The sequence below is a fragment of the Corynebacterium urealyticum DSM 7109 genome, assembly GCF_000069945.1.
Classification (GTDB): Bacteria; Actinomycetota; Actinomycetes; order Mycobacteriales; family Mycobacteriaceae; genus Corynebacterium; species Corynebacterium urealyticum.
The window spans coordinates 2,061,347-2,084,115 of sequence record NC_010545.1; the positions used below are offsets into that span (position 1 = coordinate 2,061,347).

A 22,769-nucleotide genomic window follows, 5' to 3' on the forward strand; every position below is an offset into this window, starting at 1 on the left:
AATTGAGCAACGTCATTTATTAGGAGCCGGAAATGATTATCACCGAGATTCTGGGGAACCGCGCACAGCTCTCCGCCGATGAGATCGCCCAGTACACCGAGGAAAAGGTCAAGCTGCCGAACCTCGACCTGGTCAAGCGCATCCAGCGCGTCACCACCGACGCAGACCGCGAGATCGGCCTTCGCCTGCCGTCGGAGGTCAAGGAGCTCAAGGACGGCGACATCCTGTACCAGAACGACAGCCTGCTGATCACCGTCGAGGTGCTGCCGACCGACGTCCTGGTCTACCGCCCGCGCAACACCCTGGAGATGGGCAAGGTCGCCCACTCCCTGGGCAACCGCCACCTCCAGGCCCAGTTCTTCGGTGAGGATTCCGAGTACGGCGAAACCGTCATGGTGCTCCAGTACGACCACACGGTCGAGGACCACCTCAAGCACGTCGACGCGCAGTACAGCCGCGAAGACCGAGTAATGCCGGAGGCATTTCGCCATGCAGAACACTCCCACTAAGAGCAAGAAGAACGGGAAGAAGACCGAGCAGGCCGAGACCGGCCCACAGCACGTCCCCTCCGCGGTTCGCGCGCAGCTCGCAATGCTGCACTTCACGGACTCCGCGCTGCCCACCGGTGGCTTCAGCCACTCCTACGGCATGGAGACCTACCTGCAGCGCGACGACGTCCACGACCCGGACACCTTCGCGACCTGGCTGCGGGCCTATCTGCGCCAGGCAGCCTATAACGACGGCCTGATCTGCCGCTTCGCTGCAGAGGTCGGCGCGCAGATCAACAGCGGTGAGCTCGACGAGGACGCCGCCTACGCGCGCCTGACTGAGCTCGACCAGCTCGCGCACGTCTCCCTCGTGCCACGCCAGGTCCGCGATGCGAACTCCTCCATGGGCACCCGCATGGCCAAGATCGGCCCCGTCGCGGTGCCCGAGTCCCCAATCCTGCAGCGCTATTGCAAGGACGTCCGCGAGGGCGAGCTGCACGGCAGCCCCGCTATCGTGCACGGACTGGCCCTGGGCGTGCTCGGCCTGGATATCTCCGAAGCGGTGCGCAGCTACCTCATGCAGCTGACCGTCTCGCTGACGCAGAACGGGATCCGCGGCATCCCGATTGGCCAGGACGCCGGACAGCGAGTGCTCTCCGCGATGTACCCAGTCATTAACCGCACCGCGGAGAAGATTTTCACCCTGGGGATGATCGACCTCGGCATGTCCTCCCCCGGCCTGGAGATCGCGCAGATCCAGCACGAGACGCACCGTTCCCGCATGTTTATGTCCTAGCCCTTGGGCACAGCCCCGCCGGTAATCCAAGGATTCTCCGGCGCGGCACCAAGGGCACCGCGCACCCGCTGCTCCCCCGCTATCTGGGGAATACCCAAGACCAGCGGCGCGCTGAAATATAAGAGTAAAAGAAGACAAGAAAGAAGGCCTAGAGAATCATGGCACCTATCAAGATTGGTATCGGCGGCCCGGTCGGCTCCGGCAAGACCGAGCTCATCGAGCGCATCACCCGCGCCCTCGACGGCGAGATCGAGATGGCCGCGATCACGAACGATATTTACACCCTCGAGGATGCGAAGATCCTGGCACGCAACTCCGTCCTGGATGAGGACCGCATCATCGGTGTCGAGACCGGTGGCTGCCCGCACACCGCTATCCGTGAGGACACGTCCATGAACGACGCGGCCTACGAGGAGATCGTCAAGCGCCACCCGAACCTGGACATCGTCTTCGTCGAGTCCGGCGGCGATAACCTCTCCGCAACCTTCTCCCCGGAGCTCGTCGACTTCTCCATCTACATCATCGACGTCGCGCAGGGCGAGAAGATCCCGCGCAAGGCCGGCCAGGGCATGATCAAGTCCGACCTCTTCGTCATCAACAAGACGGACCTGGCACCCTACGTCGGCGCCGACCTGTCCGTCATGGAAGCCGACTCCAAGAACTTCCGCGGCGAGAAGCCCTTCGTCATGACCAACCTGAAGACCGACGAGGGCCTCGACGGCGTCCTGCGCTGGATCCGCGAGGACGTCCTGATGAGCGACCTGGCGGAGAGCTAATCCGTGAAAGCCTCCCCGTTCATCGACACCCCACCGAAGCGGTATCACTCGCTGCGCGACCCCATCGGCAGGCTCGACCTGCACATCGCGCAGCGAGAGGGTAAGTCCTACTCAAAGCGGCAGTACTACCACAACGCCCTGCGCGTTATCCGCCCCCACTACCTCGACGATTCCGGCCAGGTCTACTACCAGATCGTCAACCCGGGCGGCGGCTACCTGCGCGGCGATGATTACCACATCACCGTCCGCGTGGACGAGGGCGCGAGCCTGCTGCTGAGCGACCAGTCCGCGACGAAGATCTACAAGACGCCGGATGATCGCTCCCTGCAGGACGTCCACGTCGTGCTGGGCGAGGCCGCCGTCTTCGAGTACCTGCCCGATCAGCTGATCGCGTACGAGGACGCCTCCTATGCGCAGTTCATGAACGTGCAGATGGACTCCAGCGCCTCCCTGGTCACCGCGGAGATCGTGACGCCGGGCTGGTCCCCGGACGGCACCCGTTTTAAGTTCCAGGACGTGCGCCTGCACACCACCGTCGAGGTGGATGGCACGCTCGCGGTGCTGGATAACCTGCTGATCCTGCCGGGCTCCAGCGAGTTCACCGAGGACTCCATCCTCTACATGGAGGACCAGACCCACGTGGGCTCCCTGCTGGCCGTAGACCGGCGCATCGACGCCGCGCTGCTGGACGAGCTGCGGGAGTACCTCGCGGGCCTGGAGTTCAAGGAGACCGTGCGCTTCGGGGTCACCCTCATCGACGGGCCGGGGCTCGCGCTGCGCTCCCTCGGCACGCTGACGGAGGATCTGTACCTGCTGAATACGGAGGTCGCTAACTTCCTCCGCGCGAAGTTCCGCAACCAGCCGCGGCTGCACCTGCGCAAGTACTAGTTAGAGCAGCCGCCGGGCAAACTGCATCTAGAGCACACAAGGCTCTTTGCAATTCAAGTTCCGGCTGCTATCAACGGATTCACAGAGGACTCCACGCCAATGCCGGGGCATTTTTGCCCCGGCATTGTGCCATGCTGGACAAGTTCCATCACCCACTCAGTTGAAGAACGAGGTCCGCGTTAAACGTGCGCAAAACCCAGCTCCCCTTCCTCCTCGCTGCCGTAACACTCGGGCTCGCCGGATGTGCTTCCAGTGGCGACCCGTCGACTGATACTGCGACGAGCGCCGTCGAATCCCAGAGCGAGGAAAACGCCCAGATGACCCCTGCGGACATCCTCGCCCCATATTCCTTGGAGAATCGCAACGTCGAGGATGTGGTCGATGCCCTGGATCAGATGCCGGTAAACGAACGGCCGAAGGACCTCATCGCCTCCGTACGCATCGATCAGCTGGAGCTGAGCACCAACGACGGCAGCTCCGCTATGGATATGCCCAAAGACAAGACGTACGTGTCCTTCGCGCCCTACGTTGATAGCACTCACCCCTGCACGTTCCACAGCCTGACAACGTGCCAGGGGGAAATGCGTAACGCCCCGATTCACATCAAAATTACCGAATCAGGCTCGAATCGAGTACTGGTCGACGAGCGCGTAAAGACCTTCGATAACGGTTTCTACGGCGTATGGCTGCCGCGGAATATCGATGGCGAGATCGAAGTCACTCACGAAGGAAAATCAGGCAGCGCCGATTTTTCCACCAAAGCAGATGGCGCTACGTGTGTCACTGACCTCAAGCTGAGTTAACTAGAGCAGCCGCCGGGCAAGCTGCGCTGCCTCATCCGGGGTTAACGCGGCACCGGTGGCCTCCCCCATGGCGGGTCGTGTCGATTCATCGGCGCTGACCCGCCATTTTTGCTGCCCGGAGGCTGCAGCGCTGGCGTCCTCGTGGGCATCCACAGCGTCGAAGGCCACGTAGACGTGTGTTTCTACCGCGTGCTGCACCTGGACCCACTCCAGTCCGGCCGCCACCGGTGCCTGAAGCGCGGCCGCCAGCAACTGGTGCAGCTCCTCGGCGTCACCCACCCGGTGGGCAAAGCCGTTGGAGGCGGCGAAGACCCAATCGGTCTCCCGGCTAGGTGCGCTCACCGGCTCGCTTGCCGGGCTCATCGCCTGCTCGCCTACCGGTTCTCCGCCCGCACCGTGGGTCTGACTATCCCCGCTAGTCCTTGAGGATGTCATTGATCACGATGGTCTGATCGCGACCCGGGCCCACGCCGATGTAGGACATGCGGCAGCCGGAGAGCTCCTCCAGGCGCTTGACGTAATCCTGCGCCTTCTCCGGCAGCTCCTCGAAGGTGCGGCAGCCGGTGATGTCCTCGTCCCACGCCGGCATCGTCTCGTAGATCGGGGTGGCGTGGTGGAACTCGGTCTGGGTCATCGGCATCTCGTCGTGGCGCACACCGTCGACGTCGTAGGCCACGCAGATCGGGATCTCACCGATTCCGGTCAGGACGTCCAGCTTCGTCAGGAAGTAGTCCGTGAAGCCGTTGACGCGGGAGGCGTAGCGCGCGATGACGGAGTCGTACCAACCGCAGCGGCGCGGGCGGCCGGTGTTCACGCCGACCTCACCACCGGTGGTCTGCAGGTACTCGCCCCACTTGTCGAAGAGCTCCGTCGGGAACGGGCCGGCACCAACGCGGGTGGTGTAGGCCTTGATGATGCCCAGGGAGCTGGTGATGCGGGTCGGGCCCACGCCCGAGCCCACGCAGGCGCCACCGGTGGTCGGGTTGGAGGAGGTGACGAACGGGTAGGTGCCGTGGTCCACGTCCAGCATGGTGGCCTGGCCGCCCTCCATCAGCACGCGCTCGCCGCGGTCCAGGGCCTCGTTGAGGACCTTCGAGGAATCGATGAGCATCGGGGCCAGGCGGTCCGCGTAGGACAGGAAGTACTGCACGACCTCCTCCGGCTCAATAGCGCGGCGGTTGTACATCTTCACCAGCATCTGGTTCTTCTTGTCCAGCGCGGATTCGATCTTCTGGCGCAGGATGGACTCGTCCAGCAGGTCCTGGGCACGGATGCCGACCCGGCCGACCTTGTCCTGGTAAGTCGGGCCGATGCCGCGGCCGGTGGTGCCGATGGCGCGCTTACCGAGGAAGCGCTCGGAGACGCGGTCGATCGCCACGTGGTACGGGGCGACGAGCTGAGCGTTGGCGGAGACACGCAGGTGGGAGGTGTCCGCACCGCGGGCCTGAAGGCCGTCGATCTCCTCGAACAGGGCCTCCAGGTTCACCACGCAGCCATTGCCAATGATGGAGGTGGCGTTGTCGGAGAGGATGCCGGCCGGCAGGAGCTTCAGCTCGTACTTCTCCCCTCCCACGACGACGGTGTGGCCGGCGTTGTTACCGCCGTTGGGCTTCACGACGTAGTCGACCTGGCCACCCAGGATGTCCGTCGCCTTACCCTTGCCCTCATCGCCCCACTGGGCACCGACAACGATGATTGCTGCCATTTGACTTCTCTTGTCCTCGCTTATTGGGGGTAGTCCAACTTAAAGATCATACTACGAGGTCGTGGCCCGGCTCTTCTTCAGCGCGAGGATCGGTGGGATCAGCATCACCAGCCCGGCGATGAGGGCGACTCCGCCGAAGAGCCACACCAGCCCCGCGATGATCGCGATGGGTGCGAGGATCGCCGCAGCGATCTCGAAGGGGGCGAAGCCCACGTAGGCCATACCGAACTCTTCGAGGGTGCCGGAGCGCATCTCCGGGTCGACGATCTTCAGCACGGCAATACCCGTGGCCACCGAGGCAGTGGCCCAGCCCCAGCTGAACACCGCGCGCTCGAACCAGCCGTGATCGAAGGTGCGGGGCGCAACGTAGAAGAAGAGGAACAGGCAGAAGGCCAACCCCACCAGGAACAGGATGATCAGCGGGACGATGTAGCTCGCGACCACCGCCGGGACGATGGAAGCAATGCCCACCGCCACCAGGAAGTCCGTCGACGCACCCGAGACTGAACCCATCAGCTTCGTGTCCAGGTAGTGCGGGGCCTTGAGCAGGTGGAGCGCTCCCACCCCGGCCAAGCCGACGAGGAAGGCCATCGCGAACAGCGGGAAGCTCAAGGCCGGGAAGGTCTCATTGAGCCAGTTGGTCAGGATATTCGCCAGGAAGATCGTCACGGTCAGCACCGCGATGTGCAACGCGATCGGCTCGATCGAGGACGGGCTCGTGGTCGCCCGCCCCACGCTCGGGCGCTGGCCAGGCAGGGAAATAATGCCGGTGCGCATCTCCTCCGGCAGCTGGTCCAGGCGGGGCAGCTCATTGGTGTGGCCCCGCTTCGAGCCCCACCGGGCGAAGATCACACCACCGATGATCGCGGAGAACATGCCCACCGCAGCGGCGGTGAAGCCCAGGCTCGTGGCCTCAGTCATGCCCGCGGAGTCCAGCGCGCCACCGACCGCGGCCGCGACGCCGAAACCACCGACGAAGCCGACGGGCAGCATGATGCCGAACCAGTCTGGCGTCCCAAACAGCGGGGCGAACAGCAGCACACCCAACAGTGCGAAGAAGCCCCACTGCGCCAGGTACATGCCCACGGAGTAGGACCACATCGTGCGCGCGCCCTGGCGCACCTTGGCGTCGAAATTCATCGTGAACGGCAGCGCACCGAAGACGACAGCGATGAGGATGGTCGCATAGTCCCCGAAGTGTTCGCTGAACTGGATCAGCCCCAACCCATTGGGCCCCAGCAGCAGCCCCAGCAGGCCCGCGGTGATTGGAGCGGGAATCAGGAGTTTCTGGAACCAAGGGATGAAGCGCCGCATGAGGTTTCCCACGATGAGCAGCACCGAAATCCAGCCGATATCCATCACGACGTCGAAGGGTGTGAAGCCATCCACGTGAATAAATCACCTTTCTTCTCGTACGGGTTCTCGCGGGCGGCTGTCATCGCGTTTGGCTCACTCTCGCGGTGGTGGCCACCCGGGTTAAGCTAAACGCCATGATAATCGTGTTGCTCACCCCAAAATCCAATTTCACGGAGCAGGACGTCCGCGCTGCCGCCGGCGAGGGCTCAGAGAAGCTGGAGTTTCACGAGGTCTCCACGATTCCCACTCGCCGCGAGCTGAAGGTGCTCAACCCGCTGCCGGAGCTGGTGACCGAGCCCACCCCCACGCTCGACGAGATCGCCGCCCAACCGGATGTGCCGCACCAGGGCGAGCCGCAGCCCGCCCCGCACGTCACCAGCGAACCGGTGCGGGTAGTCGTTATCGGTGAGGACGCCACCGTGGCCGCCGTGGCCTCGAAGCTCATGCGCATCGACGCGCTGTGGGCCCAGCTCGCCTACGTCCCCACCGGTGGGGAGAGTGCCATCGCCCACAGCTGGGGGCTACCCGAGGAACCGGGCGCAGCGCTGGAGTTCGCGCTCACCTCCCCGCCGGTCCCCACGCCCGTCATTCGCGACGACCACTCCATCGTGGTGCTGGGCAGCGCGGAGCTGACCGGACCGGAGGGCGGGGAGCTCTACGGGGAGGTCATCGTGGACTCCGACACGCTCTACCACCATGACCGCGGGGCGCGTGGGGACTTCACCCACGGCGTGCGGCTGGTACCGACCCCGTCCGCGCCTGGGATCGCGGCAGTGCAGTTGCCGAGCCCGGAGCAGGTCAACCGGCTGGCGAAGGCCCGTTCGGGTGGCTGGTGGGCGAAGTTTACAGCGGGATTCCGGCCGCCGGCCGAGCCCACGATTCTGAAGGGCCGGGCGCTGCAAGCAGGTGCCCGGGAGATGACGGTCACCCGGGATACGGTCACGCACCCGCGGCCGCTGAAGGCCGTGACCTTCTACCGGCACCTACGCGACGGGCAGTTCATTCGCCGCTAGGAGCGGTGGGGATCAGTCCTCGTCGAAATCCGGGTCCTCGCCCCAGACCTCCGGCGGGTGCCACGGGTTTTTCACCGTAGGCGCCAGGGAGGCCATCGCGGAGGGGCGGGAATAGCCACAGACCATCAGCGCATCCACGATCGCGGAGCGCACCTGCGCCACGATCACCAGACCCGAAAGCCCCTGGTCCGGAATGATGTCCGGCTTGGCTTCCGATGCCAGTTTCTGCAGCGCGCGGATCACCTCTGGGATCTCGACCAGCTCCTGGCGGCTGCCACGGGTGCCACCCATCGTGTACAGCGCGCCCAGGTGGCCGAGGGCGTCAGAGAGATCACGGACGACCTCCACGAGCTCCTGCGGGACCGGCTCGCCGTCCTCGACCATGATCTCCGCCCGGCGGGCAAGCACCCGGATGTTGCGGACCAGGTTATCCACCGGTAGGAGCGCTCGCTGCATGGAGCGGGAGTGGCGCCGGGCGGACCAGTAGAGCGGGGAGATGGTGACGATCTCGTCGCCGCCCTTGGACTCCGCCATCAGGGAGTTCACCGTGGACTGCGTGCCACGCGCAGTCTCTAATGCCTCGGCCAGTGCGTCGCCGTCGCCGAGCTCCATCGCTGCCGCGACCTCGTCGAGCACGAGAGCGGACTTCGAGATCAGGGAGGACAGGTCGCGGCGGGCGGCGCGCAGTGGCGAGCGGGGCACGATAGCCATGACGAGCATGCCGATCACCCCGCCGATCAGCGCATCGACCATGCGGTCGGCAGACCCCCCGGAACCAGGTGGCAGCAAGGTAGCGATCAGCACTCCGGTATTGGCCGCCTGTATCGCGACCATCGGGCTGCGGTCAACGAAGCTGGCGATGACGATGCCGGTGAAGACCACCACGGCGATCTGCCAATAGCCGGCCCCGATCTCTCGGATCACAAGGTCGCCGATACCCACCCCAAGGCTGACGCCCAACACCAGCTCGAAGGCGCGGCGGAGGCGTTTTCCGCCGCTGACACCCAGGGTGATGATGCCCGCCATCGGAGCGAAGAACGGGTTGTGGTGATCGAAGAGCTCGATCGCAATGAAGTACGCCAGTGCGGCGGCGAGCGCACACTGGAAGGCAAAGATGAAGGAAACCTGCACACGCGTCATGCGCTGCTTCGGTGCAAGGTCTCGGATACTGCGCGCGGCGGCCGCGATGCCCGGCCGGCGGCGGATCAGGGCACGCAGCCGGGCCCGGGCTGGGCGGGACTTGGCCTCCTCTTTATCGAGGATTTCACCCAGGTCCTCCCCCAGCGGGATATCTTTCGGCCGATGCGTACTCATGCCCTTCAGTGTGCCACGTCCAGCTGTGGCCTCGAGCACGAAGGGCTGAGAGTGAGAGGGCGTACAAGCCTTTTAAAGCTTGTCGATGTCCTCAAGGTTCATCGCCGGCACGGCTGCCGGGTCGCAGTCGTTGAGCAGATTGAGGCAGCGGATAACCTCGTCGTCCTCATTGATGCGTTTCGCGGCGACGACGAGCGCGCCGATCGCGCGCAGAACACCCTGGTTGGGGACGTGGTCCCACGGCACTGGGCCGGTGCCCCGCCAGCCGTTGCCACGCAGCGCATCCAGCCCCCGGTGGTAGCCGGTGCGGGCGCAGGCGTAGGCGGTGACCGGCTCGTCGGCCTCGATCAAGCGGAAGGCCAGCGCAGCCCACGCACCGGAGTCCTTCGGGTTGGCCTTCGCGATCTTAGCCAGCGACTCCAGGTCCGCGCCCGCGTCATCGGCGGTGACGGCACTGGTCAGTTCCTCCGGCAGGCGAACCTCGGGGTGCTCGGCACCAAAGAGGTCTCGGCCGGTACGCAGTTGTTCAGCCATTGGTCCTTCCTCCTGATCAGTTTTTGCTTCGGCACGGAGGCCATTGTTTCCCCGCGCCGATATGGAAGCGGGTGTTACTTGCCCAGCGTGTTGCCTGCAGAGCGCAGGTCCTGGCAGGCCTCGACGATGCGCTCGGACATCGCCTGCTCAGCCTTGCGCAGGTAGGAGCGCGGATCGAAGACCTTCTTGTTACCGACCTCGCCGTCGATCTTGAACACGCCGTCGTAGTTCTCGAACATGTGGCGAGCGACCGGGTTGGTGAAGGAGTACTGCGTATCGGTGTCGATGTTCATCTTGATGACGCCGTAGCGCAGGGACTCCTCGATCTTCTCCTTCTCGGAGCCGGAGCCGCCGTGGAAGACGAAGTCGAATGGGTTGGTGCCCTCAGCCAGGCCCAGCTTCTTCTCCGCGACCTTCTGGCCCATGTCGAGGACCTCTGGGCGCAGCTTCACGTTGCCCGGCTTGTAGATGCCGTGGACGTTGCCGAAGGTTGCTGCCAGCAGGTAGCGGCCCTTCTCCCCTAGGCCGAGGACGTCGATGGTCTTCTCGAAGTCCTCTTCGGTGGTGTAGAGGTTTGCGTTCGGGTCGGCGGAGACGCCGTCCTCCTCGCCTCCGACGACGCCGATCTCGACCTCGAGGACGATGTTTGCGGCGACGGACTTGTCGAGCAGGTCCTTGGCGATCTGCAGGTTCTCATCGATCGGGGTGGCGGAGCCGTCCCACATGTGGGACTGGAACAGCGGGTTCTCGCCGGCCTCGACGCGCTTGCGGGAGATCTCCAGCAGCGGCAGGACGAAGGTATCCAGCTTCTCCTTCTGGCAGTGGTCGGTGTGCAGCGCGACGTTCACGCCATAGTGCTTCGCAGCCTCGTGGGTGAATGCCGCGAGTGCTTCGGCGCCCGCCACCATGTTCTTCACATTCAGGCCGGAACCGAACTCTGCGCCACCGATGGAGAACTGGATGATGCCGTCGGACTCGGCGTCCGCAAAGCCCTTCAGGGCGGCGTTGATGGTCTCGGAGGAGGTGCAGTTAATCGCTGGGTAAGCGAAGCCACCCTCCTTCGCCTTGTCCAGCATGTCGCGGTAGACGTCCGGGGTTGCAATTGCCATTTTTGCCTCCTATGTGCCGCTTCGGGGCGGCGTGGGCCACCCGCTCAGCATGGTTTACTCACCTGAATTATGCCTGCACTTCATTCTACGCGTCGGCAGCCCCGCCGGTCCCCGCCCGTTTGAGGGGGCAAGCAGCACAGGCATGTGGCGAAGAACCCCCTACGACAAGGGATTCTCTAAAAGCTGGGGCGCTAGTTAGCCTGCTCGCGCTGGGCGGCCTCCAGCTCCGTGATGCGCGCGGCAGCCTCCATCAGCTTCCACCCGGAAAGCTGCACAGACAGATCCCGCTCCGCGATGTCGGAACTAGCCACCGCCCCGGCGATCGTCGCACCAACCAGGCCACCGGAATGCGGCAACGTCGCGTCCCGATCCCACCGGGAAGGGAAGACGGGCAGCCCGTCCACTTCCAGACGGTAGCGCCAGGCGGACTCGGCTGAGTGCAAAACGATTCTGCGCGCCTGCGAGCGGGCCTTGCGTGTCCGTGGCCCCAGCTCCGGCAACTTCTCCACCGCGAGCGCGAGGTAGCGGACCAAAATGCCATTGAACAGGCCGCCATCGCCGCCGGCGGTGGGGGCGTTGATGACGTCATTGGAGCTGGTCAGGTGCTCGGAGATCGCGTCGATGAGGCCGCATGCGCGGTAGATATAGTCCATCCCGGCCTCGGAGACCTCATCGTCCCCAACGCGGGCCTGCTCGCGCTCGGCGACGGCCAGTTCGACGCAGGCCCCGAGGGCAACGCCCTGGCAGTAGCTGTGGATCGTGGGCTCCGGGACAGGGCCGTTCATGCGCATCCACAGCCCGTCCATGACCAGGCCGTCCTCGTTGAGCATGTTCTCCCAAATCCAGTCGACCAGCTGGCGGGCTAGATCAAGGCGCCCGGTGCGGGCGGCCATGATCGCGACCGGCCCGTTGGTGGGAACGTTGTAGAAGGTCTCGTTGCTGCGCCACGGCAGCACCCCCGTGAGCGAATCCACGCCCTCCAGGATGTTCTCCTCCAGGTCCTTGCGGGCAGAGACCCGCTTGACCTTGGTGTACTGCTCCGCCCGCCACATGGCCAGCGCGAGCCAGGCCTTGTCGTCGTAGTAGTTATTCCGCGTCAGGGGGGCGAGGTTGCGCAGCCGCATGCCACGGAGCGTGGCTCGCAGTTCGCGCTGACGGGTCTTGGAAGGTCGACGGCGCGTGGCGTCCACCTGGCAGTCCACATAGTGGGCCTGCCACCAGTAATGCCAGCGGTAAAAGGCCTTGTCCCGCGCCAGGGGCGGCCAGGCGATCACAGCAAGATTAGTCCGCGGCACGCCCCATACTTTCGAGGCGTGGCGGTCCATGATTGCTTGCTGGGCCAGATCGGCCCGGTAATCCCAACGTTCGTGCACGCCTTAAGTCTGCCCAATCCCGGCGATTTTCGCGAAGTTTTGCTGCTTTTACCAGGCCTGGGAGAGGTCCGCGTGCTGCCGGATCCAGGCGTGCATCGCGATCCCCGCTGCCACGCCCGCATTGATCGAGCGGGTGGATCCGAACTGCGCGATGGAGACGGTCATCCGCGCCCCGCGCTGCGCCTCCTCGGTCACTCCGGGCCCCTCCTGGCCGAAGAGCAGGAGGCAGCGGCGCGGCAGCTCAGCGGTCTCCAGCGGCACGGAGCCGGGGGTGTTGTCCACGGCGACGACCGCCAGGTCCTGCTCCGCCGCATAGTCGAGTACTTCGGCGACGGTCTTGTGGTGTTCGAGGTGCTGGTAGCGGTCGGTGACCATCGCGCCCCGCCGGTTCCAGCGCTTGCGCCCGACGATGTGGACCGTATCCACTGCGAAGGCGTTGGCGGTGCGGACGACGGTGCCGATGTTGGCGTCGTTCTCGAAGTTCTCGATGGCGATGTGCAGCTCGTGTCGGCGGGAGTCGATGTCCGCGACGATGGCGTCCATCTTCCAGTAGCGGTAGGCGTCGACGACGTTGCGGCGGTCACCGTTGTCGAGCAGTTCCGGGTCGAAGTGGGCCTCCGTAGGCAGCGGCACCCCGGGGTACTCCTGCTCCCAGGGGCCGACGCCGACGCGGGATTCGAACCACTCGGTCGGGCCCTTGCCGGAGCCTTCGGTGGGTTCCGGCTGCTGGGGCGACTGGTGGCCCGGCTGCGTGCTCTCCTGCCTGTCTTCGTGGCTCACTACGCGGCCTTTTCTGTTTTCTGTTGCAGCGCGCCGTTGATTCCGTCGACGAGCAGTAGCTGCGCGATGACATAGGTCGCCATGACCGCGCCGTCGGTGAGCGCGTCGATGATCTTCAGCGCCCTTGGCGCGGTGGGGCGCTGCGCGTGCTTCAACAGGGTGAGGCGGTTGAGGATCAGGGCGTCGGAGAGCAGGAAGAGCGTTCCGCCGAGGGCGTGGCCGTAGTCCTCCGGGGTTTCCTCTGGTGTGCTGCGAAGGAGGGCCGGGTCTTGCGCCAGCATGTTGGTGGCTCCCAGCAGGGAGCCGTAGCCGCCCGCGGCGGGTAGGGCCTTGGGTAGCTTCCATCTGGCTAACCCCAGCCCCGTCACCAGGGCCGGCAGGTGGGCTGCGGCGACCGCCGGCGATGGCCGGGCGCCCCGCTTGGCGAGCAGCCAGATATAGGCCAGCTGGTTGGCGCTGAACCACGCCGCACCCCGGTTGAGGCTTTTAGCCCGCTCGACTGGCTCCGCGCTGCGGGACTGGGTGTTCATCAGGGTGATGTCCCCCAGCCAGCCGCCTACCAGACCTGCGAGTAGAAGCGCCTGCCCCGCGCTGGGGGTGTGGATCTTGCCCCAGGAGCGCGGGTTATCTGCGGTGGCACCGGGGGCGAACACGGTGCTCGCGAGCAGGGGCATGAGCGTTGGCTTCACGGCGCGCGTGATGCGATCCGAGCGCGTGGCTGCGGCAGCGACAGAGACGGCGCCGGCCGCCAGGTAGGCGATGCGGCCCGGGTGTGGGTGGCGTGCGGCGGTGCGCAGGGCGCGGGTGCCTTCGGCGGCTCGCTCCAGCACGTGGCTCAGGATTCGGTTCTGCGTCAGGGTGCTGCGCATCGGTGTCTCCTTGTGGGTTCACGGCGCGGCTATCTCACCACCGCGGCGGCGGGCAGGCCTAGTTCAGGCCGAGGTCGGTCAGGCCGAGCAGCGGGCGGTACTCCAGGCCCTCAGCTTCGATGACGTCGCGGGCACCGGTGTCGCGGTCCACGACCGTCGCCACGCCAACGACGTTCGCCCCGGCTTCGCGGGCAGCAGCTACGGCGGTGAGTGGGGAGTTGCCGGTGGTCGTGGTGTCTTCGACGATGAGCACGTTCTTGCCGGCGATATCCGGGCCTTCGATGCGGCGCTGCATGCCGTGCTTTTTGGCTTCCTTGCGCACGACGAAAGAGTCGACCCCTTCGCCGGCGTGCATGATCGCCGTGGCGACCGGGTCGGCGCCGAGGGTCAGCCCGCCGACGTTGGTGTATTCCCAGTCGCTGGTCAGTTGGCGCAGGAGCTGGCCGATGAGTGCGGAGGCTTCCGCGTGCAGGGTGGCGCGGCGCAGGTCGACGTAGTAGTCAGCTTCCTTCCCGGAGGAGAGGGTGACTTTGCCGTGGACGACGGCGAGCTCCTTGACAAGCTCTGCGAGGCGTGCAGCGGCGGCGCGGTCGACGGAGGGGATTTCCTGAGCCATGGGATGCGTTCCTTCCGAAGGAGGGGTGAAAGCTTTTCTGTTCTTTAAGTTACCGCAGGAAAAACAAAACCCACCCAGTGGGCCTCGCGTTGAGCGAGGGCTCACTGGGTGGGTTGCCGCGTGGAAGGGTCAGACCACGCTAACTTTTCGTGGTCACACTTCCGTATGAAGCGTCAGTCACAGTCTTCTTTTAGTCCCGCAGGGGCTTGTTTTAGTCCCGCAGGGGCTTGGCCTCATCTGGTGAGTGTCCCGGAGCGAGGCCTTCTCGGACGAGTTCGTCTTCGATCGTGTCCTCCGCGTTACCGACATCGCCTGTCTTTTGTTTCTTTCCTAGCCACTTATCGAAGAGGCCGTTTTGGTACATCACCGTTCCGAGAATCATGAGGATACCCAGGAACTGCAGCAGGGATGGAACCTCACCGAACAGTGGCCAAGCGATGACCACCGAGGAGACCGGGGAGAGCAGCAGGATACCGGCGGAGAGCGTCGGATCCAGCCAGACAGTGCCCCACTGGACGAAGGTCCAGGCGACGGCCTGGCCGAGGGTGGCCAGCATGATCAGCCAGATCCAGTTCATGGTGGTCAGGTCGTCGCCCAGAGCGGTCTCCGGATTAACGGCAGGAAGGTGACCATCGACGAGGACGCCGTGCGTGAAGTCGAAGCCGCCACGCGGGGAGCCCGTGTGCGCCCAGATAGCCGGTGCGACCAGCTGAGACATAGCGGTGTACATCATCGGCTGGATGTACAGGTCCTTACGCGGAGCGGTGGTACCAGCCTTGCGGGAGAAGTACAGGTAGAAGGAGTAGCAGATACCAGAGGTCAGGCCGAGCAGGGTGCCCAGGGTTGCGGTGTTGATGCCCGCGATCTGCTCCGGGCCGGTGGACTCGCCACTGCCCTCGAAGACACCACCGGTGAGCATGACACCGACGATCATGATCGGCACGAGCACCAGGAAGACCGGCGGGATCTTGTACTTATCGAAGATCGCCGTCAGCATTGGCACGACGATCACCTGCAGGTTCAGCAGGATGGCCGCGATACCGGCGCCGACGTAGAAGATCGAGTAGTTCCAGGCGGTGAAGTCGATACCCAGGAACAGGCCTGCAACGAGGGACATGATGATGCCCGCCTTTGGCAGGGAGCCCTTGCGCTTGATCTCCCAGAAGCCGAACGGCAGCAGGACGATCAGGCCGATCAGAATACGGAGGAATGCCTGCGTCGCAGGATCCATGTTGGAGGCCTTCACCCAGATAGGAGTGAAAGCGAGGAATGCGGTACCCAGTCCGAGAATGAGCACGGCCTTGCCGTGGGACACAGGCTTGACTGGAAGCATGCGTCCGGACGCCGTAGCGCCTTGACCCTTAACAGTGTTCATGGTTTCCATTTTTACATTTCGCTTTCAGGAAAAAGCAATACTTTATGCCTAATATCACAAATAATCCAATATGCCCGTATTGTTTCCACAATTAATCAATCGGTCTTTTTAGTTGGCATGACGGGAGTTATGTTTCTAAAGGAAGTGAATTTCTATGTGGAGATATATCCTTCAACAATTAAGGCCCGAATAATTCCGCCATTGCTCGCGCCTCTGGAAGTAACCATGAGGCTACCTCGAGTTGAAGAATTTAACGCTCCTGCGAACCCGTGCCTTCATCATCATCCGGCTCGACGATTTCCGCCTCCACCAGCTCAATCTCCGCCTCGACCGGCTCAATCGGGGACGGCAGTGCATGGCGCGCATCCGGAGCACGGTGACGGCCACTTCGACGGCGCTGCCCCCGCCGTTCCGCAGCAGTGGCGGACAGCTCGTCACTAAAGATTGTGGGCGCCCTCTCAATATCGGCGCGAATAACCTGGAGGCGCTGACCGACCGATGCAGAAATATGGTCCGGATCCTCTCCAATGAGAGGGATATTCTCCGAATCCATTTCAAGCGCCGGGCCATTGAAATCATCACCCGGGTTCACCTCACGCCCCCGATCGAAACGGCGAGGGAATTCCACGGGATTAGCCGGCCGCTCGATATGCGGACGATCAGAGAAAGATGATTCGTCACTTTCTTGCCCGGCGTAGACTTCTTCAGCTGTCGGATCCGAACTCGGCGACGCGGCAGCCTCCGCTGGCTCCCCTTCCGCCACGGGTGCGGACGGGGTCTGCCCCACGGGGCGCAGGTAACCCGGCCGCGGCTTCTTCTCCCCCACGGGCGCCTCGTCGCCCTCGTTGCGCTCCCGACCGGGCTTGTCCTGCGACGCACCCTCGCCCTGCTGGCGATCAGAAGATTCCGCCCCGGCAGGAGTCAGCGAGACCGAAGTGCCTGGCAGCGCCCGTGTCTGGTCCGCGTTCTCCAGCTCCAGGACCACGCTCATCGTGCGCGGCGGAAGAACCATCGCCGCATGTGCGAGGGAGAGCAACTCCGGCAGGATCTGCAGCCAGATGCTGAAATCCAGCTTCCGGCTAATGCTCAAGACAACCCAGTCGCCACCCCAGATCACATCAGAAGCGACCTGGCTCAGAGCAGCGAGGCTGTCCTCTACCCGAACATCAAGCATCCGGTCGAGTGCCCGCACGTCGGAGGTATAGGCAGCATAAGGCGGCTGATCCAGCAGCTCGGAGCGGCGCAGCCCCTCCGTCACCCCCTGCTCGCGGGAGTAGTGCACCGTCACCGGGGACGTTGCCGCCCGGCGCATCGCCATGAGCGTGCCCTCCCCCAGGTCTGCCACGTGATATTCGTGCCCCTCCCAGAAACCGCTGACCACATCCTTGGCCAGGGCCCGAATGGGAGAGACGTTCACCGCGTGCAGCGCGGCAATCGGCCATTCCTGCGGCAGTTCGAGGTCCTCGCGGGTGTACTCCGCCCCGTTCGCCGCAGCCCACTGGCGGCGCCGGCGGCGGATCGAGGCAAACAACCCGCCTTGGGCAGTCGCTGCGGCCACCATATCCGGCCCCTCCTCGGAGGCCTGTGCGGCCTCAGTGGCCAGCCCCGGCGCGTCCTCTGGCTGGGCTTGCTCCTCCGCCGAGTCCGCGACAGCACCCTCGGTCGCACGGTCGGCCGGCTCGTCGGCGACCTCGCTGCCATCGGTGCCCCAAGGAACCGTCCCAGCGGTCGACGCAGCGCCGTTCGTGTCGCCGTCGTCTTCGTTGGAGGCAGCGTCCGGGAGGGAAGAAACGTGAGGAATCGGCCGCCTAGTCACCGCAGCACCGCCGGACTCCCCCTGGGAGCTCGCGTGCTTCAGCAACCACACCGCCACAACGAGCAAAATTAGCCCGATGAGCAGGGGAACAATCGATCCACTCATGTCGTTCAGCCTAGTCTGCCTCCCCGTGCAGGAACAGAAAGCGGGGAGCGAGTCTGGCAGCCAGCCTCGCTCCCCGCCCGATTGGCGCGTCAGCGCCTCTTACTCGTTGGCAGCAGCGTAGTCGGCGCTGTCCATCAGCTCGCCCGGCTCGGAGACGCGGACGTCGTAGAGCCAGCCCTCGCCGTACGGATCCTCGTTGATGATCCCGGCGTTGTCCTCGAGCTCCTCGTTCACGGCGACGATCTCGCCGGAGACCGGTGCGTAGATGTCGGACACGGACTTGGTGGACTCGATCTCGCCGAATGGCTCGCCGGCCTCAATCTCGTCGCCGACCTCCGGGAGCTCGACGAACACGATCTCGCCGAGAGCCTCTGCAGCGATGTGGGTGATGCCGACGCGCACGACCTCACCCTCCGTGATGTCGGTGGTGTTAACCCACTCGTGCTCTTCGGAGTACAGGAAGTCAGTAGGCAAAGCAGTCATGGTCGCTCCTCACGATCATCTTCAAAAACTGTGGGCGTGACATGGGCCTAGGGTGTAATCCCCACCACATCGAACACGGCAAACTGTACTACACAGCCAGCCCGCTGCGGCGGATATCACGGGGATACCTCGGCCCGGGTCCGGCTGGGCCACCCCCATTTCGCGTTTTGCAGAGCCATTTCACGTTTTGCAGAGTTTGATGCCGCTTTTCTGCGGTTTTCCAACTTCAAACTCTGCAAAACGCGAAATGGGGGGGTAGCACGGGGCGGTCAAGCCCCGGTTGCCCTACTTTTCGCGCTGATAAAAGGGCATCTCCACGACCTGGTACGGGTATTGCTTACCGCGGATATCGACCTGCACGGTCTGTCCCACGGTGGCTGCCCCGCCCTCCTCAGTCGCGGTCTTATCCACGTAGGCCATCGCTACCGGGTAGCCCAGGGTCGGTGAGAGCGCACCCGAGGTGACTTCTCCGATCGGCTGAGCGTCCTCGCCCTCGCCGGCCAGCACCGCGTAACCGCTGCGGGCTGCGCGGCGCCCCTCGCCCTGCAGGCCGATCAGCACCCGCGCCGCGCCCTTCTCCTTCGCCGCCACGATCGCGTCGCGCCCCACGAAGGAATCCTTGGACTTCGTCGCGGCCAGGATCCCCAGGCCCGCGTCGACCGGAGTGAGCTCGTCGTTGAGCTCATTGCCGTAGAGCGGCATGCCAGCTTCCAGGCGGAGGGTGTCGCGGGCTGCCAGGCCACAGGGCAGGCCGTCCAGCTCCGTGGCCTTAGCCAGCGCGATGTTCCACACCTGCTCGGCAGCATCATTGTCCACGATGATCTCGAAGCCATCCTCGCCGGTGTAGCCCGTGCGGGCGATCAGCGCCGGTTGACCGGCGACGATGCCCTTGAAAGCGGCGTAGTAGCCCAGGCCGTCGACCGCGCCCCTGACGTCCTCGGTCGCGCCGGAGGCCTCCGGGGCGTCGGTGACATTCTCGACGATCGCGTGCATGACCTCGGCGGCCTTCGGCCCCTGGATCGCGACCAGGGACTTCTCCGCAGTCTGGTCCACGACGGTGACGTCGAAGCCCTCGGCCCGCTGCGCCAGCGCTTCGGCGACGCGCGGGGCGTTGCCAGCGTTCGGGACGACAAGGAAGTCGTCATCCGCGAGGCGGTAGGTGATCAGGTCGTCCACGATGCCGCCGTCCTCGGTGCACAGCATGGAGTACTTCGCCTTGCCGACCTTGACGGCGGACAGACGGGAAATCAGTGCGTAGTCCAAGAGCTCCGCGGCCTGTGGGCCGGAAACCTCCACCTCGCCCATGTGGGAGAGGTCGAAGACGCCGACGGTCTCGCGGACGGCGCGGTGCTCGTCGAGTTCCTTACCGTACTTCAGGGGCATGTCCCAGCCGCCGAAGTCAGTGAAGCGGGCACCGAGCTGCTCGTGCACCTGGTGCAGGGCGGTGTGCTTCGGGGTGCTTGCAGAATCAGTCATTGCAAAACCTTCCTTCAAACGTGCTGGGGATTAGTCCTCGATGGCGAATGCTTCGAGCGGCGGGCAGGAGCACACGAGGTTGCGGTCGCCGTAGGCGTTGTCGATGCGGCGCACCGGCGGGAAGTACTTCGTCGTGCGCAGCCCGTCCACCGGGAAGGCTGCCTGCTGGCGGGAGAACTTGCCGCCGGAGACGGCCTCCTCGAAGTCGTCACGGGTCACGCTGAAGGCGGTGAACGGTGCGTGGCGCAGGACGGACTCCTCGACGGTGACCTTGCCGTCGATGATCTCCTGGATCTCGCCTCGGATGGTGATCATCGCTTCAATGAAGCGGTCCAGCTCATCCTTGTCCTCGGACTCGGTCGGCTCGACCATCAGGGTGCCCGGCACCGGGAAGGCCAGGGTCGGGGCGTGGAATCCGAAGTCCATCAGGCGCTTGGAGACATCCTCAGCAGTCACGCCGGAGGCCTTGGTCAGTGCGTTGAGATCCAGGATGCACTCGTGTGCGACCAGGTCGTTCTTGCCCGTGTAGAGCGTCGGGAAGTAGTCGGCGAGCTTGCGGGAAATGTAGTTCGCGTTGACCAGGGCCATACGGGAGGCTTCGGTCAGCCCCTCGTCGCCCATCATCGCGATATAGGACCAGGTGATCGGAAGCACACCGGCGGAGCCGTACGCTGCCCCGGAGACCGGCAGGCCAGTGTTCGGGTCCTCGGACTGCTCGACGGTCGCGTCGGTCGGCAGGAACGGGATGAGGTGCTCGGCCACGCAGACCGGCCCCACGCCCGGGCCACCGCCGCCGTGCGGGATGGTGAAGGTCTTGTGCAGGTTCAGGTGGGAAACGTCGCCACCAAACTGCCCCGGCTGGCCCAGGCCGACCAGCGCGTTGAGGTTCGCCCCGTCGATGTACACCTGGCCGCCAGCGGCGTGGACCTTGTCGCAGACCTCGCGGACGTGCTCCTCGAACACACCGTGGGTGGACGGGTAGGTGATCATGATGCCGGCGACTTCCGGGCCGTACTTCTCGAGCTTGGCGTCCAGGTCGTCCAGCAGGATGGAGCCATCCTCGGCGGACTTCACGGCCACGACCTTCAGGCCAGCCAGCGCGGCGGAAGCCGCGTTGGTTCCGTGAGCGGAGGTGGGGATCAGCACCTTGTCGCGCTGATCGTCACCGCGGGAGAGGTGGTAGCGGTGGATCGCCAGCAGGCCTGCGAACTCGCCCTGGGAACCAGCGTTCGGCTGAACGGAGACCTTCGCGTAACCGGTGATCTTGGCCAGGCGCTCCTCCAGGTCATCGATGAGCTCCAGCCAGCCCGCGGCCTGATCGGCCGGGACGTGCGGGTGGATGCCCGCGAACTCCGGCCAGGTGATCGGCTCCATGGAGATGGCGGAGTTGAGCTTCATGGTGCAGGAGCCCAGCGGGATCATCGTGCGATCCAGCGCCAGGTCACGGTCTGCCAGCTTGCGCATGTAGCGCATCATCTGGGTCTCCGAGGTGATGGTGGTGAAGATCGGGTGAGTGAGGATCTCGTCCTCGCGCAGCACCCCGAGGTCAGCCAGCGGGCCAGCGGAAAGGTCGAAGCCGGAGGTATCCGCGCTCGCGCCCTCCTTCTTCGCGACGACGGCCAGCAGCTCAGCGACGTCCTCATCCGTGGTGGACTCGCCGACGGAGATTCCGACGTGATTCTCGTCGACCCTCCGCAGGTTGAAGCCCGCGTCCACCGCACGCTGCAGGACGGCATCCGCACCGCCCACGCTGGACACGTCCACGGTCACGGTGTCGAAGAAAGAGTCGTGTGCCAGGCTCAGGCCGGCCTCGGACAGGCCCACGCCCAGGGCGACCGCGCGGCCGTGCACCTGGGTGGCGATCTGACGCAGGCCAGCCGGGCCGTGCCAGACGGCGTAGAAGCTCGCCACGACGGCCAGCAGGGCCTGGGCGGTACAGATATTCGAGGTCGCCTTATCGCGACGAATGTGCTGCTCGCGGGTCTGCAGCGCCAAACGGTATGCCGGGGTGCCCTCGGCGTCCTTGGACACACCAACGAGGCGGCCCGGCATCTTGCGCTGCAGGGAATCGACGCAGGCCATGAAGCCAGCGTGCGGGCCGCCGAAGAACAGCGGCACACCGAAGCGCTGGGCAGAACCCACCGCGATGTCCGCACCCAGGGAGCCCGGGGAGGTCACCAGGACCTGGGCCAGCAGGTCAGCAGCGATCGTGACCAGCGCGCCGGCCTCCTTCGCAGCGGAGATCAGACCGCTCAGGTCGCGGATCCGGCCGGTGGACCCCGGGTTGGAGACCACAACACCGACCAGCGGGGTGTCTCCCGCGGCGGCGGCGAAATCAGCGGCGGTGGCGTCCTTAAAATCGACGACCTTGACCGGGATGTCCGCAGCCTCGGCGCGGGCCTCAGTCACGGTGATGGACTGCTGATGGAGGGAGGAGTCCAGCAGCACCACACCACCCTGCTTGGCGGCCTTGGCATTGCCGCGAGCCATGAGCTGCACGGCCTCGGCGACGGCGGTGGCTTCGTCCAGCAGGGATGCGCCCGCGATCGGCAGGCCGGTGAGGTCCTGCACCATGGTCTGGAAATTCAGCAGCGCCTCCAGGCGACCCTGGGAAATCTCCGGCTGGTACGGGGTGTAGGCGGTGTACCAGCCCGGGTTCTCGACCACGTTGCGGCGGATCACCGCGGGGGTGATCGTGTCGTAGTAACCGTTACCGATGAGCTGCTTCATCGGCTTATTCTTCGACGCCATCGCCTTGAGCGCGGCGAGAGTATCGGTTTCGGTCAGCGCGTCGGGCAGGCCGATCGGCCCCTCCTGAACGATGGAGGAAGGAAGGGCGGCCTCCGCGAGCGCAGCGGAGGACTCATAGCCCAGGAAGTCGAGGATCTCCTGGGTATCGCTGCCGTTGGGCCCGATGTGGCGGTGGACAAAAGCTGCGTGATCAGTAGCCATCAAGCTCAAACTTTCCGGTTTGTGGTGTGCTTATTCCGCCTAAATCCTATCGGAGGCTAAAGACAATAGTGTCCGGGGTCACGTTTTCAGGGGTGCGGGGTGGGGTGCCCCACCCCACGGGCTTCTTATCCCCGCCCGCTGC

The 22,769-nt window shown here is 64.9% G+C and carries 21 protein-coding genes; 6 read left to right on the forward strand and 15 right to left on the reverse strand.

Features of this window, described 5'->3' with window-relative positions; genetic code table 11:
• The first annotated feature begins 32 nt into the window (after window positions 1–32).
• The 5 genes from ureE (at window position 33) to CU_RS08915 (ending at window position 3,751) form a co-directional block, all read left to right on the forward strand.
• Window positions 33–509 carry an urease accessory protein UreE gene (ureE, locus tag CU_RS08895; protein ID WP_012361009.1) on the forward strand — a complete coding sequence of 159 codons (477 nt, stop codon included), beginning with the start codon at window positions 33–35 and terminating at the stop codon, window positions 507–509.
• A complete protein-coding gene (locus CU_RS08900) occupies window positions 490–1,284 on the forward strand; it encodes an urease accessory protein UreF (protein WP_012361010.1) in 795 nt (264 codons plus the stop codon). Before ureE ends, CU_RS08900 begins: the two co-directional genes overlap by 20 nt.
• Window positions 1,285–1,442: 158 nt before the next feature.
• Window positions 1,443–2,060: an urease accessory protein UreG gene (gene ureG, locus CU_RS08905; RefSeq protein ID WP_012361011.1), complete on the forward strand. Its 618-nt coding sequence runs from the start codon at window positions 1,443–1,445 to the stop codon at window positions 2,058–2,060.
• 3 nt (window positions 2,061–2,063) lie between these two features.
• Window positions 2,064–2,948 carry an urease accessory protein UreD gene (locus tag CU_RS08910; protein WP_012361012.1) on the forward strand — a complete coding sequence of 295 codons (885 nt, stop codon included), beginning with the start codon at window positions 2,064–2,066 and terminating at the stop codon, window positions 2,946–2,948.
• 185 nt (window positions 2,949–3,133) lie between these two features.
• The gene (locus CU_RS08915) at window positions 3,134–3,751 is read left to right on the forward strand and encodes a CueP family metal-binding protein (RefSeq protein ID WP_012361013.1); all 618 of its coding nucleotides are present in this window, start codon (window positions 3,134–3,136) and stop codon (window positions 3,749–3,751) included.
• Here the strand turns inward: CU_RS08915 and CU_RS08920 are convergent, their stop codons facing one another.
• From CU_RS08920 to CU_RS08930, 3 genes are read right to left on the reverse strand one after another with little or no spacing between them, the layout of a single operon-like run.
• The gene (locus CU_RS08920) at window positions 3,752–4,114 is read right to left on the reverse strand and encodes a hypothetical protein (protein WP_012361014.1); all 363 of its coding nucleotides are present in this window, start codon (window positions 4,112–4,114) and stop codon (window positions 3,752–3,754) included.
• A gap of 52 nt (window positions 4,115–4,166) precedes the next feature.
• Window positions 4,167–5,456, reverse strand: coding sequence for an adenylosuccinate synthase (locus tag CU_RS08925; protein ID WP_012361015.1), 1,290 nt, complete (start codon window positions 5,454–5,456; stop codon window positions 4,167–4,169).
• Between the two features lie 51 nt (window positions 5,457–5,507).
• Window positions 5,508–6,815 (reverse strand): sodium/glutamate symporter, encoded by a 1,308-nt coding sequence (locus tag CU_RS08930; RefSeq protein ID WP_041628627.1) that lies wholly within the window; start codon window positions 6,813–6,815, stop codon window positions 5,508–5,510.
• 131 nt (window positions 6,816–6,946) lie between these two features.
• Here CU_RS08930 and CU_RS08935 point away from each other — a divergent pair, with 131 nt between their 5' ends.
• Window positions 6,947–7,825, forward strand: coding sequence for a diacylglycerol kinase catalytic domain-containing protein (locus CU_RS08935; protein WP_012361017.1), 879 nt, complete (start codon window positions 6,947–6,949; stop codon window positions 7,823–7,825).
• A gap of 12 nt (window positions 7,826–7,837) precedes the next feature.
• Here CU_RS08935 and CU_RS08940 read toward each other — a convergent pair whose 3' ends face one another.
• The 12 genes from CU_RS08940 to gcvP form a co-directional block, all read right to left on the reverse strand.
• A complete protein-coding gene (locus tag CU_RS08940; protein WP_012361018.1) occupies window positions 7,838–9,139 on the reverse strand; it encodes an FUSC family protein in 1,302 nt (433 codons plus the stop codon).
• A 72-nt stretch (window positions 9,140–9,211) separates the two neighbouring features.
• A complete protein-coding gene (locus CU_RS08945; RefSeq protein ID WP_012361019.1) occupies window positions 9,212–9,673 on the reverse strand; it encodes a DUF3151 domain-containing protein in 462 nt (153 codons plus the stop codon).
• A gap of 74 nt (window positions 9,674–9,747) precedes the next feature.
• Entirely contained in the window at window positions 9,748–10,782 is a 1,035-nt protein-coding gene (fbaA, locus tag CU_RS08950; protein ID WP_012361020.1) for a class II fructose-bisphosphate aldolase, read from the reverse strand.
• A gap of 191 nt (window positions 10,783–10,973) precedes the next feature.
• Window positions 10,974–12,107, reverse strand: coding sequence for a glycoside hydrolase family 76 protein (locus CU_RS08955; protein WP_012361021.1), 1,134 nt, complete (start codon window positions 12,105–12,107; stop codon window positions 10,974–10,976).
• A 96-nt stretch (window positions 12,108–12,203) separates the two neighbouring features.
• Window positions 12,204–12,935, reverse strand: a complete 732-nt coding sequence (locus CU_RS08960) for a TrmH family RNA methyltransferase (protein WP_012361022.1) — start codon at window positions 12,933–12,935, stop codon at window positions 12,204–12,206.
• The gene (locus CU_RS08965; RefSeq protein WP_012361023.1) at window positions 12,935–13,804 is read right to left on the reverse strand and encodes a lysoplasmalogenase; all 870 of its coding nucleotides are present in this window, start codon (window positions 13,802–13,804) and stop codon (window positions 12,935–12,937) included. The genes CU_RS08960 and CU_RS08965 overlap by 1 nt, the downstream gene beginning before the upstream one ends.
• 58 nt (window positions 13,805–13,862) lie before the next feature.
• Window positions 13,863–14,420: an orotate phosphoribosyltransferase gene (gene pyrE, locus CU_RS08970; RefSeq protein WP_012361024.1), complete on the reverse strand. Its 558-nt coding sequence runs from the start codon at window positions 14,418–14,420 to the stop codon at window positions 13,863–13,865.
• 211 nt (window positions 14,421–14,631) lie between these two features.
• Entirely contained in the window at window positions 14,632–15,804 is a 1,173-nt protein-coding gene (locus CU_RS08975; RefSeq protein ID WP_012361025.1) for a DMT family transporter, read from the reverse strand.
• Window positions 15,805–16,045: 241 nt separating this feature from the next.
• Window positions 16,046–17,716 (reverse strand): type III secretion system chaperone family protein, encoded by a 1,671-nt coding sequence (locus CU_RS08980; protein WP_012361026.1) that lies wholly within the window; start codon window positions 17,714–17,716, stop codon window positions 16,046–16,048.
• A gap of 99 nt (window positions 17,717–17,815) precedes the next feature.
• Window positions 17,816–18,199 carry a glycine cleavage system protein GcvH gene (gene gcvH, locus CU_RS08985; RefSeq protein ID WP_012361027.1) on the reverse strand — a complete coding sequence of 128 codons (384 nt, stop codon included), beginning with the start codon at window positions 18,197–18,199 and terminating at the stop codon, window positions 17,816–17,818.
• A 285-nt stretch (window positions 18,200–18,484) separates the two neighbouring features.
• Window positions 18,485–19,675, reverse strand: a complete 1,191-nt coding sequence (gcvT, locus tag CU_RS08990) for a glycine cleavage system aminomethyltransferase GcvT (protein WP_012361028.1) — start codon at window positions 19,673–19,675, stop codon at window positions 18,485–18,487.
• Between the two features lie 30 nt (window positions 19,676–19,705).
• Window positions 19,706–22,627, reverse strand: coding sequence for an aminomethyl-transferring glycine dehydrogenase (gcvP, locus tag CU_RS08995; protein ID WP_012361029.1), 2,922 nt, complete (start codon window positions 22,625–22,627; stop codon window positions 19,706–19,708).
• Window positions 22,628–22,769 lie beyond the last annotated feature (142 nt).

What these genes read in the sequence shown, in the direction of transcription:
- CU_RS08930 (WP_041628627.1), bottom strand. Translation starts at nt 6,815, where the DNA reads ATGGATATCGGCTGGATTTCGGTGCTGCTCATCGTGGGAAACCTCATG.
- CU_RS08920 (WP_012361014.1), bottom strand. Translation starts at nt 4,114, where the DNA reads ATGAGCCCGGCAAGCGAGCCGGTGAGCGCACCTAGCCGGGAGACCGAT.
- CU_RS08975 (WP_012361025.1), bottom strand. Translation starts at nt 15,804, where the DNA reads ATGGAAACCATGAACACTGTTAAGGGTCAAGGCGCTACGGCGTCCGGA.
- pyrE (WP_012361024.1), bottom strand. Translation starts at nt 14,420, where the DNA reads ATGGCTCAGGAAATCCCCTCCGTCGACCGCGCCGCCGCTGCACGCCTC.
- CU_RS08955 (WP_012361021.1), bottom strand. Translation starts at nt 12,107, where the DNA reads ATGGACCGCCACGCCTCGAAAGTATGGGGCGTGCCGCGGACTAATCTT.
- gcvT (WP_012361028.1), bottom strand. Translation starts at nt 19,675, where the DNA reads ATGACTGATTCTGCAAGCACCCCGAAGCACACCGCCCTGCACCAGGTG.
- CU_RS08940 (WP_012361018.1), bottom strand. Translation starts at nt 9,139, where the DNA reads ATGAGTACGCATCGGCCGAAAGATATCCCGCTGGGGGAGGACCTGGGT.
- CU_RS08925 (WP_012361015.1), bottom strand. Translation starts at nt 5,456, where the DNA reads ATGGCAGCAATCATCGTTGTCGGTGCCCAGTGGGGCGATGAGGGCAAG.
- CU_RS08945 (WP_012361019.1), bottom strand. Translation starts at nt 9,673, where the DNA reads ATGGCTGAACAACTGCGTACCGGCCGAGACCTCTTTGGTGCCGAGCAC.
- CU_RS08900 (WP_012361010.1), top strand. Translation starts at nt 490, where the DNA reads ATGCAGAACACTCCCACTAAGAGCAAGAAGAACGGGAAGAAGACCGAG.
- ureG (WP_012361011.1), top strand. Translation starts at nt 1,443, where the DNA reads ATGGCACCTATCAAGATTGGTATCGGCGGCCCGGTCGGCTCCGGCAAG.
- CU_RS08980 (WP_012361026.1), bottom strand. Translation starts at nt 17,716, where the DNA reads ATGAGTGGATCGATTGTTCCCCTGCTCATCGGGCTAATTTTGCTCGTT.
- gcvH (WP_012361027.1), bottom strand. Translation starts at nt 18,199, where the DNA reads ATGACTGCTTTGCCTACTGACTTCCTGTACTCCGAAGAGCACGAGTGG.
- gcvP (WP_012361029.1), bottom strand. Translation starts at nt 22,627, where the DNA reads ATGGCTACTGATCACGCAGCTTTTGTCCACCGCCACATCGGGCCCAAC.
- CU_RS08935 (WP_012361017.1), top strand. Translation starts at nt 6,947, where the DNA reads ATGATAATCGTGTTGCTCACCCCAAAATCCAATTTCACGGAGCAGGAC.
- fbaA (WP_012361020.1), bottom strand. Translation starts at nt 10,782, where the DNA reads ATGGCAATTGCAACCCCGGACGTCTACCGCGACATGCTGGACAAGGCG.
- CU_RS08965 (WP_012361023.1), bottom strand. Translation starts at nt 13,804, where the DNA reads ATGCGCAGCACCCTGACGCAGAACCGAATCCTGAGCCACGTGCTGGAG.
- ureE (WP_012361009.1), top strand. Translation starts at nt 33, where the DNA reads ATGATTATCACCGAGATTCTGGGGAACCGCGCACAGCTCTCCGCCGAT.